14 protein-coding genes are annotated in these 16,704 nt (G+C 68.7%); 9 read left to right on the forward strand and 5 right to left on the reverse strand.

Translation table 11 applies throughout. The features are described 5' to 3' along the window. The first annotated feature begins 88 nt into the window (after positions 1-88). Positions 89-514 carry a (2Fe-2S) ferredoxin domain-containing protein gene (locus NWP09_RS02900; protein WP_258274044.1) on the forward strand — a complete coding sequence of 142 codons (426 nt, stop codon included), beginning with the start codon at positions 89-91 and terminating at the stop codon, positions 512-514. Between the two features lie 61 nt (positions 515-575). Here NWP09_RS02900 and NWP09_RS02905 read toward each other — a convergent pair whose 3' ends face one another. After that, positions 576-1,151, reverse strand: a complete 576-nt coding sequence (locus tag NWP09_RS02905) for an NADPH-dependent FMN reductase (RefSeq protein WP_258274045.1) — start codon at positions 1,149-1,151, stop codon at positions 576-578. A gap of 168 nt (positions 1,152-1,319) precedes the next feature. Next, positions 1,320-1,847, reverse strand: a complete 528-nt coding sequence (locus NWP09_RS02910; RefSeq protein ID WP_258274046.1) for a 4'-phosphopantetheinyl transferase superfamily protein — start codon at positions 1,845-1,847, stop codon at positions 1,320-1,322. Between the two features lie 110 nt (positions 1,848-1,957). Here NWP09_RS02910 and NWP09_RS02915 point away from each other — a divergent pair, with 110 nt between their 5' ends. Together NWP09_RS02915 and NWP09_RS02920 are read left to right on the forward strand one after the other, a co-directional pair. Continuing rightward, positions 1,958-2,803 (forward strand): SMP-30/gluconolactonase/LRE family protein, encoded by an 846-nt coding sequence (locus tag NWP09_RS02915; protein ID WP_258274047.1) that lies wholly within the window; start codon positions 1,958-1,960, stop codon positions 2,801-2,803. A 49-nt stretch (positions 2,804-2,852) separates the two neighbouring features. Then, a complete protein-coding gene (locus NWP09_RS02920) occupies positions 2,853-3,566 on the forward strand; it encodes a ZIP family metal transporter (RefSeq protein ID WP_258274048.1) in 714 nt (237 codons plus the stop codon). Positions 3,567-3,576: 10 nt separating this feature from the next. On the opposite strand, the gene NWP09_RS02925 is transcribed toward NWP09_RS02920, so the two are convergent. Beyond that, the gene (locus NWP09_RS02925; RefSeq protein WP_258274049.1) at positions 3,577-4,617 is read right to left on the reverse strand and encodes an alcohol dehydrogenase catalytic domain-containing protein; all 1,041 of its coding nucleotides are present in this window, start codon (positions 4,615-4,617) and stop codon (positions 3,577-3,579) included. A gap of 49 nt (positions 4,618-4,666) precedes the next feature. On the opposite strand from NWP09_RS02925, the gene treS reads away from it, so the two are divergent. The 4 genes from treS to NWP09_RS02945 all read left to right on the forward strand — a co-directional run bounded on the left by treS (position 4,667) and on the right by NWP09_RS02945 (position 8,941). Then, entirely contained in the window at positions 4,667-6,889 is a 2,223-nt protein-coding gene (treS, locus tag NWP09_RS02930; RefSeq protein WP_258274050.1) for a maltose alpha-D-glucosyltransferase, read from the forward strand. A gap of 23 nt (positions 6,890-6,912) precedes the next feature. Then, entirely contained in the window at positions 6,913-7,572 is a 660-nt protein-coding gene (locus NWP09_RS02935; protein WP_258274051.1) for a haloacid dehalogenase-like hydrolase, read from the forward strand. A gap of 68 nt (positions 7,573-7,640) precedes the next feature. Then, on the forward strand, positions 7,641-8,396 hold the full coding sequence (locus NWP09_RS02940) for an NYN domain-containing protein (protein WP_258274052.1): 756 nt from the start codon (positions 7,641-7,643) through the stop codon (positions 8,394-8,396). Positions 8,397-8,590: 194 nt separating this feature from the next. After that, a complete protein-coding gene (locus tag NWP09_RS02945; RefSeq protein WP_258274053.1) occupies positions 8,591-8,941 on the forward strand; it encodes a hypothetical protein in 351 nt (116 codons plus the stop codon). Positions 8,942-9,829: 888 nt separating this feature from the next. Here NWP09_RS02945 and NWP09_RS02950 read toward each other — a convergent pair. Continuing rightward, the gene (locus NWP09_RS02950; RefSeq protein WP_258274054.1) at positions 9,830-11,602 is read right to left on the reverse strand and encodes a hypothetical protein; all 1,773 of its coding nucleotides are present in this window, start codon (positions 11,600-11,602) and stop codon (positions 9,830-9,832) included. Then, a complete protein-coding gene (locus tag NWP09_RS02955) occupies positions 11,593-12,921 on the reverse strand; it encodes an N-6 DNA methylase (RefSeq protein WP_258274055.1) in 1,329 nt (442 codons plus the stop codon). The genes NWP09_RS02950 and NWP09_RS02955 overlap by 10 nt, the downstream gene beginning before the upstream one ends. 277 nt (positions 12,922-13,198) lie before the next feature. On the opposite strand from NWP09_RS02955, the gene NWP09_RS02960 reads away from it, so the two are divergent. Beyond that, complete coding sequence (locus NWP09_RS02960) at positions 13,199-14,989, forward strand: ATP-dependent endonuclease (RefSeq protein ID WP_258274056.1); 1,791 nt, start codon at positions 13,199-13,201, stop codon at positions 14,987-14,989. Then, positions 14,989-16,647 (forward strand): UvrD-helicase domain-containing protein, encoded by a 1,659-nt coding sequence (locus tag NWP09_RS02965; RefSeq protein WP_258274057.1) that lies wholly within the window; start codon positions 14,989-14,991, stop codon positions 16,645-16,647. Before NWP09_RS02960 ends, NWP09_RS02965 begins: the two co-directional genes overlap by 1 nt. The last annotated feature ends 57 nt before the right edge of the window (positions 16,648-16,704 follow it).

Below are 16,704 nucleotides of genomic sequence, written 5' to 3' on the forward strand. Positions count from 1 at the left end.
GGCCGGCTCGGCGCCGGCCCGCGGCGCGCAGCGGGTCGTGCTTCCGCCACACTGGAGCGGCGCCCGGGGGCGCGGTGAGGGGAATGCCATGGCGAAGCGTCGAGCGCGGCGAGCGGAGTCGGCGGACGCGCACGGGCTCGTGACCGTGGTCGCGTGCCGCGGCGGCGACTGCGGCAGCCGGCGCAAGCACCCGGGCGTCGACCACGCGGGGCAGCTGCAGGCGCTCCGGGACGGTGCGGGGGCGGGAGCGGTCGTCGTGCCGAGCAAGTGCCTGGATGCGTGCGAGCACTCGAACGTCGTGGTCGTGATGCCCGGCGCGGAGGGCGTCGAGGCCGGGGCCGCGCCCGTCTGGATCGGCGAGGCGAACGATCCGGCGGTGACCGCTGACATCGTCGAGTGGGTGCGCGCGGGCGGACCCGGCGTGGCGCCGGCGCCGACGCTCGTCGCGATCCAGGAGTTCAGGCCGACGCGGCAGAGCCGGCAGGAGCTCGCGCCCGGCCACGCGCTGCCCTGATCGGGCCCGCACATGCGAGAAGCGGGCCTCCCCGGAGGGAGACCCGCTTCGCGAGGGATGCTCAGGCGTTGACGAGCGCGCCGTTGCGGACCTGCTCGAGCGCCTTGCTCCACAGCACGACCTGGTCGAGCATCGGCTCGACCGAGGCGGCCTGCAGCTCGGTGGGCTTGAAGGTCGAGAAGTTCTCGAAGTCGGTGAAGAGCGAGAACATGCCCGTCTTCTGCACGTGCGCGACCTGCAGCTCCGAGAGGATGCCGCGGAGGTGCTCGACGGCGCGGACGCCGAAGGCCGAGCCGTAGCCGACGATGCCGGCGGCCTTGTTGTTGAACTCTGCGTTCAGGTACGAGAGGGCGTTGGCGAGCGCGGGCTGCACCGAGTGGTTGTACTCACCGGCGATGAAGACGAAGCCGTCGAACTCGGCGATCTTCGCCGACCAGGCCTTGGTGTGCTCCTGCGAGTACTGCTGGTAGCCGGCAGGCATGGCCTCATCGAGGACCGGCAGGTTGTAGTCGGCGATGTCGACGAGCTCGAACTCGGCGTCGGTGCGCTGCGAAGCGGTCTGGAGGACCCACTGCGCGACGCCCAGGTTGACGCGGCCGGGGCGAGTGCTGCCGGTGATGATGGCGATCTTCGTCATGAATCATTCCTCGAAGGGTCGTGGGGCCCGCAGCGCGGGTCCCCGTCGGTTGTCGGAGTGGTCCTCCCCGCCCGTGGTCGAGCCTCGGAGCCGGAGAGCGTCCAGGTGGTGAAACCCGTTCGATGTTGAAGTATTCCCGACCGATCAGATTTCTTCTCCGAGGTTGCTTCACGTCTCGTCGATCGCGAGGGTCACGACGAGTCCCCCGCCGACCTCGACGTCGTGGAGCGCGTACGCGCGGTCGCCGCCGGGCCCGCGCGCGATGGCGGATGCGTCGTCGACCTCGACCTCGGAGGGGTCGACCCGGAGCCCTCGGCCGTCGGCCTTGAGCACCGCCTCGACACGGGTCCACCGGCGCAGCGGCTCGTCGTGCGCGTCGAGCAGCTGCCTGACCGCCGCGAGCCGCTCGGGCGGCGCGTCGGCGCGCTCGGCGTCGACGCCGATGCGGCGTCCGCGAGCGGCCGCGACGACGTGCTCCTCCCCAGCGTGCGCGAGAGAGACGCCGATGCCGCGCGCGGCCCACGGCTCCATCACGACGGGGCGTCCGTGCGGCCCGCCGCAGTCCGGGCATCGCTGCACCACGACGACGGATGCCTCGTCGACGCCCGCGAGCCGGCCCACGAGGGCGCGGAGCGCGTCGTGCGCCGCGGCGCGGCTCCCGCGCACCCGCTCGACCACCGCATCCGCCACCCGCATCGCTCGAGTCTTGCAGTTGCCCCGTAGGCCCGGCCAGCCTGCACGAGCGCCGGTTGCGGCACCGGGCGCCGCCCGCTTGGCTGGCACCACGCCGACCTGAGGGAGCCCGCATGCGCGCCGAGCAGATCACCGACCCGATCGCCTTCCACGGGGAGGGCCCCGTCTGGTCGGAGTGGTGGGGCGGGCTGCGCTGGCTCGACATGCTCGCGGGCGACATCCTCACCCTCACCGAGACGGGCATCGAGCGCCGACACGTCGGCTCGATCGCCGCGTGCGTGCGGCCCCGGCGCGGCGGCGGCGCCGTGGTCGGCGTCGAGCGGGGCTTCGTGCTCGAGGACATCGACGGCGACCTCGAGCCGCTCCCCGAGCTGTGGTCCTCGACGGCGATCCGCATGAACGAGGGCGGCTGCGACCCCGACGGGCGCTTCTACTGCGGCTCGATGGCGTACGACCAGACGCCCGGCGCGGCGTCCCTCTACCGCCTCGACCCCGACCGCTCGGTCGAGACGGTGCTCACGGGCGTGACCGTCTCGAACGGCCTCGACTGGAGCCCCGACGGCTCGCTCGCCTACTACGACGACACCGAGACGGGCGCTGTCGCCGTGTTCGACTACTCGCGCGAGCAGGGCCTCACCAGCCGGCGGCAGCTCGCCGCGCTGCCCGACGACGGCCGGCCCGACGGCCTCACGGTCGACGCCGACGGATGCGTGTGGGTCGCGGTCGTCAACGGGGGCGCGGTGCTGCGGTTCCGGCCCGACGGCACGCTCGACGGGCGCGTCGAGGTGCCCGGCGTCACGCGCGTGACCGCGTGCGCGTTCGGCGGGGAGCGGCTCGACCGGCTGTTCATCACGACGTCGCGCGAGCACCTGCCGCCGGGTGAGGAGCCAGCGGCGGGGGCGCTCTTCGCGGTCGACCCCGGCGTCACCGGCCTGCCGGTGCGCGAGTTCGCCGGCTGAGCCCATGGCTCGAGCGGCACGACGGGTCTAGCCTCCGAGCGGAGGGGTCATGCTCGAAGCGCTGCTGTGGGGCGGGATCGCCTCGGGCTCGCTGCTCGTGGGCGCGCTGCTGTCGGTGCTGCGCTCGTGGTCCGACCGCACGGTCGGCCTCGTGCTCGCGTTCGGCGCGGGCGCGCTCATCGCGTCGGTGTCGTTCGAGCTCGCGGAGGCTGGGCTCGACGAGGGCGGCCCGGTGGGCGTCGGCATCGGGCTCGCGTTGGGGGCGGTCGCCTACTTCGCCGCCGACCGCGCGATCGAGCGCTGGTCGGGCAGGCGCGGCGGCGGCGCCGCCGGCTTCCCGCTCGCGCTCGGCGCGCTGCTCGACGGCATCCCCGAGCAGGCGGTGCTCGGCATCGGGCTCGCGGGCGGTGCGGGAGTGAGCCTCGCGCTCCTCGTGTCGATCTTCGTGTCGAACCTGCCCGAGTCGATCGGCGCATCCGCCGACATGCTGCGCGACGGCCGCTCGAAGCGCTTCGTGCTGCTGCTCTGGGTGGGAGTGGCGGTCGTCTGCACGCTCGCCGCGGTCGCGGGGCGGCTGCTCGCCGACACCGCCCCGCCGTGGATGGTCGGCACGATCGACGGCATCGCCGCGGGCGCGCTGCTCGTGATGCTCATCGACGCGATGATCCCCGAGGCGCGCGAGAAGGCGAAGGACACCGCCGGGCTCGCGACCGTCGTCGGCTTCGCGGTCGCCGCGGGGCTGTCGCTGCTCGGCGAGGGCTGACCTCCGCCGATCAGCCGCGGAGCGGGTCGATCATGGTGACGCCCGGGGCGCTCGAGCGGTCGAAGCCGGGCAGCAGCACCGCCGCCTCCTCGAGCGAGACCGTGCGCTCGACGAGGCGCTGCGGCTCGAGCACGCCCTGCTCGATGAGCGCGAGCATCCCCGGGTAGTCGGCGGCCGCCATGCCGTGGCTGCCGAGGAGGTCCAGCTCCCACGCGATCACGCGCGACATGGGCACGCGCGGATGCCCGTCGACCGGCGGGAGCAGGCCGACCTGCACGTGCCGGCCCCGACGGCGCAGCGACAGCACCGCATCCGCCGCCGTCTGCTCGCTCCCGACCGCGTCGACCGCGACGTGACTGCCCTCGCCCGTGATCGCGGCGACCTCGGCGGGCACGTCGCGCCCGTCGGCGAGGATGGCGCGCTCGGCGCCGAGCGAAGCGGCGAGCTCGAGGGCGGTGGGGTTGCGATCGACGGCGATCGCTCGCGCGCCGAGCGCCCTCGCGATCATGACCGCGCTGAGGCCCACGCCGCCCGCGCCCACGACCGTCACCCACTCCCCCGGCTGCACGCGGGCCCGCCCGACGAGCGCGCGGTACGCGGTCGCGAAGCGGCAGCCGAGCGCCGCCGCGGTCGCGAAGCCGACGCCGTCGGGGATGCGCACGAGGTTCGCGTCGGCCGCGTGGAGCGCGACCCGCTCGGCGAACGAGCCCCAGTGGGTGAAGCCCGGCTGCTGCTGGTGGGGGCACACCTGCGCGTCGCCCGCGAGGCACCACGCGCAGCGGCCGCACCCGCACACGAAGGGCACCGTCACGCGGTCACCGACCTGCCAGCGCTCGACGCCCGCGCCGACCTCGGCGATGACGCCCGCGAGCTCGTGCCCGGGCACGTGCGGGAACGCGATGTCGTCGTGCCCGGCCCACGCGTGCCAGTCGCTGCGGCAGAGCCCGGTGGCCCGCACCTCGACGACGACCCCGCCGTCGGGGGCGCTCGGCGCCGGCACCTCCCGCACGGCGGGGGTGCTGCGGACGGCGTCGATGACGAGGGCGCGCATGCCCCGATCCTCCCAGGCCCGCCCACCTCGCCGTGATAGACCTGCATGCGTGGATGAGCCCGACGAGCACGGCACCGAGATCACCTACGACGAGCAGCGCTACCCCGCCAGGCCGCGTCGCCTGCGCCCGCGCGACCAGTTCCGCAGCGGCACGGTGCGACGGTTCCGCACCGACCCGCGCACCGCGAACGCATCCAACCCCTCCTATGTCGAGTGGCTCGTGCGGCAGTCGATGCTCAAGGACGCCGATGTCCTGAGCCGGCAGCTCTCGGGGCAGCCGTCGATGTGGCGGAACCCCTACGCCAGGCCCGACGCGCGCCGCGCGATCGCGGTCGCCGACGTGTGGTTCACCGCCTACCCCATCTCGCTCATCACGCGCCAGGGGCAGTCGTTCCTCGACGCGCTCGGCGAGGACGCCCTGTGGGCCGCGTTCCAGCACATCGGCATCAACGGGCTCCACACGGGCCCGGTGAAGCGCGCCGGCGGCATCACCGGCTGGCTCGAGACGCCGAGCGTCGACGGGCACTTCGACCGCATCAGCACCCAGATCGATCCCGCCTTCGGCGACGAGGATGCGTTCCGTCGCCTCTCCGACGTCGCCGACGCCCACGAGGGCAGCGTCATCGACGACATCGTGCCCGGCCACACCGGCAAGGGCGCCGACTTCCGGCTCGCCGAGATGGCGTTCAAGGACTACCCCGGGATCTACCACATGGTCGAGATCCCGCCGGAGGACTGGCACCTGCTGCCCGACGTGCCCGAGGGCCGCGACGCCGCGAACCTCGACGCGGCCGCCGAGCGCGAGCTGAGCGAGCGCGGCTACATCATCGGCGAGCTGCAGCGCGTCATCTTCTACATGCCGGGCGTCAAGGAGACGAACTGGAGCGCGACGCCGCCGGTGCTCGGCGTCGACGGGGTCGAGCGCCGCTGGGTCTACCTGCACTACTTCAAGCAGGGGCAGCCGTCGATCAACTGGCTCGACCCGACCTTCGCGGGCATGCGGCTCGTGATCGGCGACGCGCTGCACTCGCTCGGCGACCTGGGCACGAGCGCCCTGCGGCTCGACGCGAACGGCTTCCTCGGGGTCGAGAAGAGCGCCGAGGGGCTGCCCGCGTGGTCGGAGGGGCACCCGCTCTCGCACGCCGCGAACCACATCATCGCCGGCATGGTGCGGAAGGTCGGGGGCTTCACCTTCCAGGAGCTCAACCTCACGATCGAGGACATCCGCGACACGAGCGCCGTGGGCGCCGACCTGTCGTACGACTTCGTCAGCCGCCCCGGCTACCACCACGCGCTCGCGACCGGCGAGACGGAGTTCCTGCGGCTCACGCTCATGCAGTCGCTCGCGCTCGGCGTCGAGCCGGTCGGGCTCGTCCACGGGCTGCAGAACCACGACGAGCTCACGTACGAGCTCGTGCACTGGGCGACGCGCCACCGCGACGACGTCTACCCGTTCCGGCACGAGGAGCTCACCGGCGGCGAGCTCGCCGAGCTCATCCGCGCCGAGCTCACCGAGAAGCTCACGGGCAAGGCAGACTACAACCGCGTCTTCACCCAGAACGGCATCGCGTGCACGACGACGTCGCTCATCGCGGCGACGCAGGGCTTCGAGCGGCTCGACGACATCACCGACGACGCGATCCCCGCGATCCGCGACGCGCACATCCTGCTCGCGAAGTACAACGCGTGGCAGCCCGGCGTCTTCGCGCTCTCCGGCTGGGACCTCACCGGCATGCTCACGCTGCCCGAGGAGCAGGTGCACGACCTCATCGCCACGGGCGACACCCGCTGGATCGAGCGCGGCGCGCACGACCTGATCGACGCATCCCCCGACGCCACGATGTCGGCCGCGGGCATGCCGCGCGGCCGCTCGCTCTACGGGTCGCTCCCCGCGCAGATCGAGCAGCCGGGCTCGTTCGTGAACCGGCTCGCCGACGTGCTGCGCATCCGGCGCGAGCACGGCGTCGCGACCGCGACGCAGCTCGACGTGCCGCACGTCGCGCACCCGAGCATGCTCGTGCTCGTGCACCGGCTCGACGACGGCGACCCGACCCGCGAGGATGCGCGCACGCAGGTGACGGTGCTGAACTTCTCGGGCGAGCCGGTCGAGGGCACGGTGCACTCGGAGGCCCTGCCGACGCAGTGCGAGGTGATCGACGCCCTCACGGGCGACAGCATCGGGCACGTCGACGACCTGCAGAGCTTCTCGGTGAGCCTGCCGGCCTACGGCGGCCTGTTCCTGACGCTCGAGCCGGTCGCGACCGAGGCGTGAGCGGCGCGGTCGCCTGACCGGGCGTGCGGACGGAGCCGGGCATGACGGATGCGGTGCTCGACCTCGACGGCGTGCTCACGACCCGCGACACCTTCGCTGCGCTGCTGACGGCGGCCGCGCTGCGGGCTCCCGTGGCCGGTGCGCGCAGCGCCCCTGAGCTCGTGCGCTGGCTGCGCGCGGGCCATGACGTGCCGCGGCACGCGGCGGCGTCGCGCGACGTCGCGCGCAGCCTCCTGCGCGGCATGACCGAGCCGCAGTACGAGGCGCTGGCTGCGGCCGTCGGCGCCCGCTTGGGAGCCGTGGCCGCGCGCCGGTCGATGCTGGAGGTCGCCGCGGGCCTGCGGCGCGCTGGCGCGCACGTCGTCGTCGCGACCGGCTCTGAGCACCGGCTCGCCGCCGCGTTCCTCGCGGCCGCCGGGGTCGAGCACGACCTGCTGCTCGCCTCGACGCTGCGCTGGACGCCCACCGGCCCCGAGTTCGATCGCCACATCCGAGGCGAGGGTAAGCTCTCGGCGCTCCGCGAGGCGGGCGTCGACATCGAGCGGCGGCGCTTCTGGACCGACTCGTTCGACGACTTCCCGACCGCCGCGGCCGCCGCATCCGTCGTGCTCGTCGCGCCTTCTCGGCACTCGGCGGCCCGCTACCGCGCGTCGGGCCTCGACGTGGAACTCCTCGGGGGCTAGCCGCGCGCACCCACGGCACGCAGCCACCCGATCGCAGCTGCAGGCAGAACCACTGCCATGCTTACCCCGTGGCGCAACCGAACGATCTGCTCGCCGTCCTGATCGATGCTGACAACGTGCCTCCGTCGCGCGTAGCCGCGGTGCTCGCGGAGGTCGCGCGCTTCGGCACCGCCTCCGTGAAGCGGGTCTACGGCGACTGGACAAGACCCAACCTCAGCAGCTGGAAGGCGGTCGCGAGCGAGCACGTCATCCAGCCCATGCAGCAGTTCGCGAACACGACGGGCAAGAACGCGACCGACAGCGCGCTCATCATCGACGCGATGGACCTGCTCTACACGCGCCGGTTCCAGGGCTTCTGCATCGTCTCCTCCGACAGCGACTTCACGCGCCTCGCATCGCGCATCCGCGAGGAGGGCGTCACCGTCTACGGCTTCGGCGAGCGCAAGACCCCGGAGGCGTTCCGCAACGCGTGCAACCAGTTCACCTACCTCGAGGTGCTCGAGGCGCCGGACGGGCCTCCCGGGGAGAGCCCCGCGGCGGTCGTGCTGGATCGGGTGCCGACGGCGAAGCTGCGCGCCGACACCCGGCTAGTCTCGCGGCTGCGCGCCAGCACGGCGACCGCTTCTGGCGAGGACGGCTGGGCGAACCTCGCGACCGTCGGCTCGCTGCTGCGCAAGCAGCACCCCGACTTCGACTCGCGCAACTGGGGCTACGCGAAGCTCTCCGACCTCGTGCGCGCGACCGAGCTGTTCGTGATGGAGGCGCTGCCGGGTGGCGCGCTGCAGCTGCAGCCGCGCAAGAAGGCGGCGCCATCGGCAGGGTAGGCCCTGGGCAGGTCGCCCATATCCGCGTCGCGCGCGCGGGACCCGCGTCGCCGGCGAGCGATGCGCGGAACCTCGGCCTACCGCCGTCCCGTCGACGCTCGTAGTGTGAGGCGCGCCTCGGCAGCGCACCGTTGCAGCAGGGGCGCCGGAGGCTCCGGCATCCCCGAGGCAGAGCACCGTTCGGAGGACTGGACATGCAGAAGCTACTGGCGGCATCCGCGGTTGCCGCGCTCGCGCTGCTGGGCGCCGCCGCACCCGCCCACGCCGCGCAGCCGGAGGCGGCGGCGCAGAACTCGACAGCCTATTGGGAAGCGCTCGGCTATGGCGAGTGCATCAAGCAGGAGTGGCCGGACGGCGCCCAGATCGTCGCCTTGCCGGGGCTCGACTGGACGATGCAGGCCACCCTGCTCGTGATGAAGGCTGGGTCAGGGCCGAGCTCGCTCGACATCGTGCACTACCCGTACGACGACGGCTACTACTACTCGCACAGCACCGGCAAGGACATCAGCTTCTCGATCTACTGCGTCGCCCCCAGGTCGTCGTGACGCCCGCGGAGCCCACGCGCTGAGTACGAAAGAACCGCGGACGCGCCGCGGTTCCTTGGTGGATCTGGGGGGACTCGAACCCCCGACCCCCTGCCCGCCATGCAGGTCACCAATTCCGCTATTTTCCGCGCTTTCTTGCCCATGCTCGATTGCATCTCGTTGCGTCACCTTGCACCATCTTGCACCACCTCCCCGGCACACTCCGTACCCGACTCCGTACCCGAGGAGAAGCGACACGCTGCAGAACGCGACGCAACGAGATCCGCCATCCGCGGGTCTGCCATGGTCGCGAGCGCGACGGCGCCCTCGCTGGGTGTCCGTACGCGGGGCCTGCACATTTCGATCGTTGCTCATGGCTACCGGCTCACGCGGAGCAGCGGTTCAGCGTTCGCGGCTGCGTCGGCTTCCGCTCGGTACCAACCTTCGAGGCTCGTTACGAGCGCCCCGGACAACCTCCTCGAGCGGCTTCTGCATCGACGCGGGCCCAACAATCCAGTAGATAGTTGCCAGCGGCTCAATCGTCCTCAGCGGGGATCGGGTCATGCCGTGCAAGCTGGACGTCCGGCGACGCCGCTCGCCGCGTCTCTCGTGAGGGTAGACGAGCACCATATTCAGCTTCGATCTGCACCATGCCGGCTGCGCCGTCGATTCGAGGCGCCCGGAAGGCGATCGGCCTACGGACGTGAGTCGTCTGCGTCGACATCTGTCGACGACAGCACGATCGGACTCTGCAAGATCCCGCGACGCTCGAGGTCACGGCGAATCTGATCTGACGGGCAGGAGCTCTGACACAGAGTCCCCGTCGCGGGTGCAGTATCGGTCACGGAGGTCATAGGAGTCGTGCCCTGGATTATCGGGTTCTCGCTCCGGCGGGAACTCCGACGTCGCCTACGCCGTCAGCTCTAGTTCGTCGTCCTCGTCGCCGTCACGCTTCTCATCGCCGAGCAATATCACCGAACCCGAGGGGTTCAGGTCGAGCAATCCGATGACGAGCTCGTCGATAGCGGCGGTCGTGCCGTCCGCCGCGAGGGCGTCACGCACTACTCGTCGAGCGGCCCTAAAATCTGGAACGTCCGTGAGGTCGAGCAGCTCCGCCGTCGCTGCGGCGCTCGCTCCGAGGCCGGAAAGCGCTTCATGCGTCGCGTTGTCAGCGTCATAGGCAGGAATCGGGAGCCGCCAGGGGAGCATATCGATGTCGCGAGTTCCGAAGAGTCCGCGGGATTGCCGCTTCGCGACCGCGATGGCGACGGCATCCGAGTTCAGGATGGCCGCGAGGTAGTGCCCCTCTGCCTCAGAGTCGACAGGCAGCCAATACAGCTTGTGCTCAATGACGTACTTGCTGTTCGAGGTGTACGCAGCAGCAATGCGGTTGCCCGATGCGGTGTAGGCGATCCGATGTGCGGGCGCTGGCAACTGACGACGGAGCTTGCCCTGATAATCGAGCCACTCGGTGAGCGACTGCTTGGTTCGCGCCGACTTGTTCGCATTCCACAGACCCTCAACAATCGCCCACCGCGCGCTGAGCAGCGGGTATAGCACCAGCTGCGCGGGCTGCAGCACACCGGAGTCGCTGATGGGGAGCACGGCCTTATGAGGCCACACAGCGCGAAACGGCACGATGCTCGACCCGAGCAACACCTCTCGCACGAACGTCTCCTCGACCGGCGTCTCGACCGAGTCGAGGAACTTCCAGGGCTTCTTCTCTTGAGCGCTGCGCGCTGATTTAACCGCGGTCGTGCCTGCAGGCCGACCGAGCTTGCCGGCTGGCACCTCGTCAACGAAGGTCAGCACTCGTGGCACAACCGTTGCGCCTTGGATCGGGCGAGACGAGTATGGTGACAGATACTCGTCGTCTACGGAAAGTTGAATAACGGTGTCTTCTTCGCGAATGATGTGGCCCACCCGACCACGGAACGCGATCACTTTCTCCGGCAAAGCCACCGCTTCGCCTGCTCGGGTCCCGAAGACAACGGCAGACGGCACCGGGAATAGCGGAGGGCGCACATCGGCGAGGTCCCACGACGTCTCGAACGCCGCGTTAATATGCACTGGGTCAGCATCCAGCCAGTCGCCGGTCCGGAAGAGCTCGTACTGCAGGCGCGACAATACCGCGTACGGTGTCACGAACCCGAAGGTGCCGCCCGGCTTGAGGAACACCTCTACGGTGCGGGCGATGAACAGCGCTGCGAGGTCCTGATTGGTCGCGACCGCTCCGCCCGCCCAGAGCCCGCGCGACTCAAGCATCGCCTTGAACTGCGACTGCATCGTGCGCGTCATGTATCGGTAGGCGACCCACGGCGGGTTCCCCACGAGGACGTCAACCGGATTACGAGCCAGCCACAGCGGCCGAATCTGATTGCGGACGACGTAGCCCCAGATGTGGTTGCGGCCCGCCGCGTTCAGCTCACACAACGTCTTGAACGACGCCCGCACCACGTCGGCCTGCGGATCTTTCACTCCGCGCGCCTCAAGGATGTGCGAGATGCTTGGAATGGGCGTGGCCGTGTCGGTGTACTGCGAGGCGAGGTCAGCGAGCTCGCCGATGAGCAGGTCGAGTTGCGTCGGGTCGGAGCCGAGCGGGAACGTGATCGTTTCGGCGAAGCCCGCGAGCTGCTCGTCCTCGGCCTCACTGCCCGCCAGGTCTTCGGCGTTCACTTCCATCGTGAATACGTCTGGGTGAGCGCACCGGACCCACGACCCCACTGCACGGAGTCGCCTAGGAAGACGGGGATGTTGAGGGTGCCGCGGTCCTGCAACCGCTCCGGACCGATGGCGAGCAGGTACGTTACTCGCGCGAGCACCACCGACACCGGGTGGATGTCCATGCCGAACACCGTCTCCTGCAGAAGTGTGAGTGCATCACGGTTTGAGAAGCCCGCGGAGTCCGCGGCGTCGAGGAATCGTCGCACCGCATGGAAGACGAACGTGCCCGAGCCGCACGCCGGATCCATGACTCTCTGGTTCAGGGGGTCGGTAATGCGCTCGTCAACGATGGACTTCGCCAGCCAGTCGGCTGTGTAGTACTCGCCGAGACCCTTGCGCGTGTCAGCCGAGATAATTGCCTCATATAGATGCTTGAGCACGTCGTGCGTGACGTCCTCCCACCTGAACTGCGCGAGTTCACGAATCAGGTCGGCGATAATGGCGGGACCGCCGTCGACCTTTGCGGGCCAGTCAAAGAAATCGGCCTCCACGACTCCGATGATGCCTGCGGACTTGAACGCGGCACCGGCGAGTACATTGTCCACGCTGAGTTCCGCGGGGTTGAGACCCACGACAAGGTGCGCGATGATTTCCGCCTCGATGACGAGAAGCGTGTGGTCGAGGAACAGCGCCGTGTCGTCCTCGAAATTGGTGCCGAGTGCAGTACGGAGCAGCCGGGCCCACAGTTCGCGCTTGAGCGTGGTTTCGGCGTCGTTGCCGTGGTCCTGGTAGAGCGCTTCGAGCCGTGCACGGTCGAGACGAAATCGCGGCGAGTCCGCGCCAAGCCGCTCTTCGATGCGGTCCGGCGTCGGCGACAGCTTTGGGCCCGTAAGGAGGATACCGTCTAGCCAACTTGTCAGGCGCTCGATGCTGTCGGCGTCCGGACGCTTCATCGTGAACGTCTGAACCCGCTTGAAGTCTTCGCCCGCGAGCGTGTACAGCAGCCAGTCAACGCCGTCGGTGATGATGCCGGCGTACTCGTCGCCGGTCGCGTCACGCTTGACCTCGAGGTAGCCCCGCAGCTGCGGCTCGGCCTTCGTCACTGCATTCGCGACGGTGAGGTCCTTCTTGACCTCGATGATGAGCCGGCCGTACTCGACGTCAATGCGTCGCCGTGTGCCGTCACCCGTCGGCACCTCGACCTTCGACACCTGGTTGTCGGCCAGACCGAGCGGCGCGAGGGTCAGAAATGCACCGAGATTCTGCTGAACATCAGCCTCGGTGCGGGTCGCCGAGCGAACAGCGAATACTTGAGCGAGGGGAGCCACACTGGTCACGGGACCAACCTACAGTCGAATGCAGTCGCTGGAGACGCAGGGGGCTGCTGTACGAGGACGTGACATCTGATCTGGCTTACCCGGGAGGGCGGATTCTGCTGGCTAAGCCTTAGCCGTGTGAGTCTTGTAACCATTGCGACCCGGTCGACGGCTCACGACCCCAGCGATCTCGGGTCAACTGCGGATTCCATGGTCCGATAGCCGCTACAGCGTCTCGGTGCTTTGCCGGGGGTCCCCGTCACATCACGGCACCGATCCGCGGCGCCGAGCACGCACCGTGGCCCGCCGACAGGTGCCTTCTATTTACGACTGGAGTCAAGCCGCTGCGAGGATCGGCGAGGAGCTCGAGGGACACCAGGAACGTCAACCGGAAGAAGCTCCACTTCTCGTTAGCCTGGAGCGACCGCCGTCCAACGGGTTGCCCGACCACGATGAGGAACTGATGAAACTTTCCCGAATCCGGATCACAGGACACGCCGTGCTCGCCGACCTGGACATCACCGTGCGGGATCACCTTGTGATCGTGGGAGGGAACGACGTCGGGAAGACCTCGATCGTTCGGCTGCTTCATCTGCTATTGGGAGCCTCCACACAGCAGCTCTACCAGTCTCTCCGCCCCGAGCATATACGCGAAGGCGCGGACACGCTTGTCGTGGAGGCACGGCTCGAGGACTTTGCCGAAGACGAGGCGGGCCAGTTTCCGTTCCATATGTCGATTCGCGAAGGCGAACCGGACTACCTGCTGCTTCGACTTGAGGTCTCACGGGTGGAGGGAGACGCCGACAGCGTGCTGATCGATCGTTACTTCCCGGAATCTGGGAATCGCAGGCCGCCCACGCGGCACCAGCTCACCGTGATCGGTTGGCAGTATCTGCCGGCAGATCGGAGCAATTCCGCGGACTACATGGACGGTAAGCGGAGCGCGTTCCGGATGATGCTCGACTCCGTCGATGTCGGCGACGACAGGGATGTACTGCAAGTCCTTCTCGAATCCTTCAACGAAAAGCTCGCCGACAACGCCGCTCTCCAGAAGTTGCGCGAGGAGGTAGCCGGCCATCTTTCCCGCGCTGTGCCACGATCGTACGACGCCGACGGCCTGACGATCCGCACTTCGGCTGACCCTCAGACCAGTCCACTGGATGGTGCGACGCTGTATCTCCGCGACGGCGACCGCTACAAGGCGCTCGGAGACCAGAGCGACGGCATGCGGCAGCTCATGGCGCTGACGTTCTTCGACCTCGCGCAGTCGGCCGCGAACATCGTGGCGGTCGATGAGCCGGAGATCCACCTGCACGCGGCGAGCCAGCGAACCGTCGCGGCTCTCTTCGCCGCGTCTATGAAGCAGCGAATCGTTGTCACTCACTCCCCCTACGTCGTCCAGCGATTCGAGCCGAAGCACGTGCTCGTAGTGAACCCTGATCGGGAGGCGAAGCAGATTCCTGAGTCCAATTTCAATGCCGTGGAAAAAGAGCGGATCCACTGGTGGTCGCCGCAGCTCCTGGAGGGATTCACCGCCCGGAGGGTGCTGTTCGTCGAAGGTGCAGCAGACCGCGTGGTCGTCGAGACGGTTGCAGCCAACGCCGGCGTGAGCCTCGATCGAGCTGGCATTTCGCTGTTCTCTCTCGACGGCGCGGATAAGTTCCGGAAGGTCCTCGAGATCGTCGGGGAGAAGGGCTTCAATCTCGCACTGAGCGGGCTGTGCGACGAAGACCGCGAGCGAGCCTGGGCCGGCGCGCTCGGGATCAAGCCCAAGAATCTAAGCGCGAACGGGTTCTTCGTGGCCAGATCGGACCTCGAACACGAGTACGTGCCGCTCCTTGGCGCGCGAACAGTCGCGAACCGACTCATCGACAACGGGGTCACCCGTGAGCAGGGACTGCTGAACTCGAGTGGTGCGTCTTCGCTTGACGATCTGACCGATGAAGCAGTCGCTGACTTCATCACGAAGCAGGACAGCCGGAAGGTTCCGGCGGCGCGCGTGCTCGCACCGTTGCTAACACCGGAGACGATCGCGTCCTCCGACGCGCTCGCTGGCCTTGTTGAACACCTCAAGGCGATGGTGGACTGATGGCGAAAACGCCTATCGGCGCGCAGCGCCAGGCCGTCGACTGCCCGGCCGATCGATTGCTGGTCGTTGCGCCACCCGGTTGCGGGAAGACAGAGCTCCTCGCTATGCGCGCGGAGCGCATGATCCGAGACCAAACCGTGCGACCTGGCCGACGGCTTCTCGCCATCACTTTCACTAACCGCGCCCGGGACAACCTTCGCGAGCGACTCCGCCAGCAACTGGGCGAAGCGCAGATGCGAACCAGCGTGTCGACGATGAACTTCCACGAACTCGCGGCTCGCGTCGTAGAGGCGCACGCACCAGTGATCGGACTCGAGCGAGGGTACATCGGGCCCAATCCCGCCTGGTTACGCAGAGCCCTCGCTGCAAGAGACCTGGGCCGTGCCCGCGAACGCGAAGTGAAGAATCTCCTGCAATCCGTGAAACGTGAGCCGCTGACGGACGGCGAGGTGCTCGCGCGTCTCGCTCGCGATTTCGACGCCCTAGCCATCGAGGAGGCTCGGCGCGAAGAGAACTACGTCGACTACGGAGATCTCTTGCGGTACGCGCAACTTATCCTGCGCAATGATCGCGTCGCCGCGCTGTTCCAAGCTCACTTCGACGCGCTCCTGGTCGATGAGTTCCAGGACCTGTCCCTACAGCAGTACGAAATCACGCAACGCATCTCTAGACACAACGCCACTTACGTTGGGGACCCGTTTCAGGGGATCTACGGCTGGGCCGGCGCGGCGCCCGAAGAGATCCAGGCCGATCTCGAGTCGAACTGCGAGGTGATGCACCTCACCAGTTCTTTCCGCTCCTCTCCGGCAGTGCTCAAGGTCGTCAACAGTGTCTCCGCGGACCTTGACGCGCCCGCTCTTGAGGCGGCAGAGCCCAAGCGATGGGGCAAGTCCGGCGGGCACGCCTACGCAGTCGCCTACCCGAACGATGCCGCAGAAGCGGACGGCATCGTCGAACTGACCGACTACCTCGCTGATAAATACCCTGAGGAGCGAATCGGCGTGATCTGCCGGGCGGAGTACCGCCGTAGCGCGCTCGAACGTGCCTATGACCGCGCGGCACATCAGCCGCAGTTCTGGGACATCGCGCTCGACACCCCAAGGGTCGCGCGGCTGGTGAAGCTTCACGCTCGGCACCTCGACCCCGGCATCCCGTTCGGGGAGCAAGTCGACGAGCTTGAGGAGCGTATGTCCGCGGCGCTTCCTCCGACCGAGATCGAGACGCTACGGGAAGTGCATGAAGCTTGCGAGCAGTTGCGCGAGTACGAGAGCGCCGGGACATCTGTGCCGGCCTTGGTGAGTCGCATCCGGGACCACCAGATTACCGCCGCAATCACGCCGGGCGTCCACGTGCTGAACGCGCACGTGGGCAAGGGCCAGCAGTTCGACTGGGTCATCGTGATGGGCCTCGAGGACGGGCATGTCCCGAGCGTCTACTCCAAGACCCCCGCGGCGATCGTCGAGGACGAACGAATCCTGCTTGTGATGGTGTCACGGGCTCGCAAGGGTCTCTTCCTCACCCACGCCCGTTCGAACACCAACCAGTACGGCCGCGTCTTCCACAACGAGCCTTCGCGGTGGTGGGACCAGATGGCCGAAGCCACCAAGCCGCTCGTCCCCTCAATCGCGAAATTGATGAAGACGAGTGTCGGGGTTTGATCCGGCCAGCAAGTCCTCTCGGCGTCGACCTCGCGTGAGGTTAGATCGAGGCGCCCA

Origin of the sequence: Agrococcus sp. HG114 (assembly GCF_024723325.1) — a bacterium.
Taxonomy (GTDB): Bacteria; Actinomycetota; Actinomycetes; order Actinomycetales; family Microbacteriaceae; genus Agrococcus.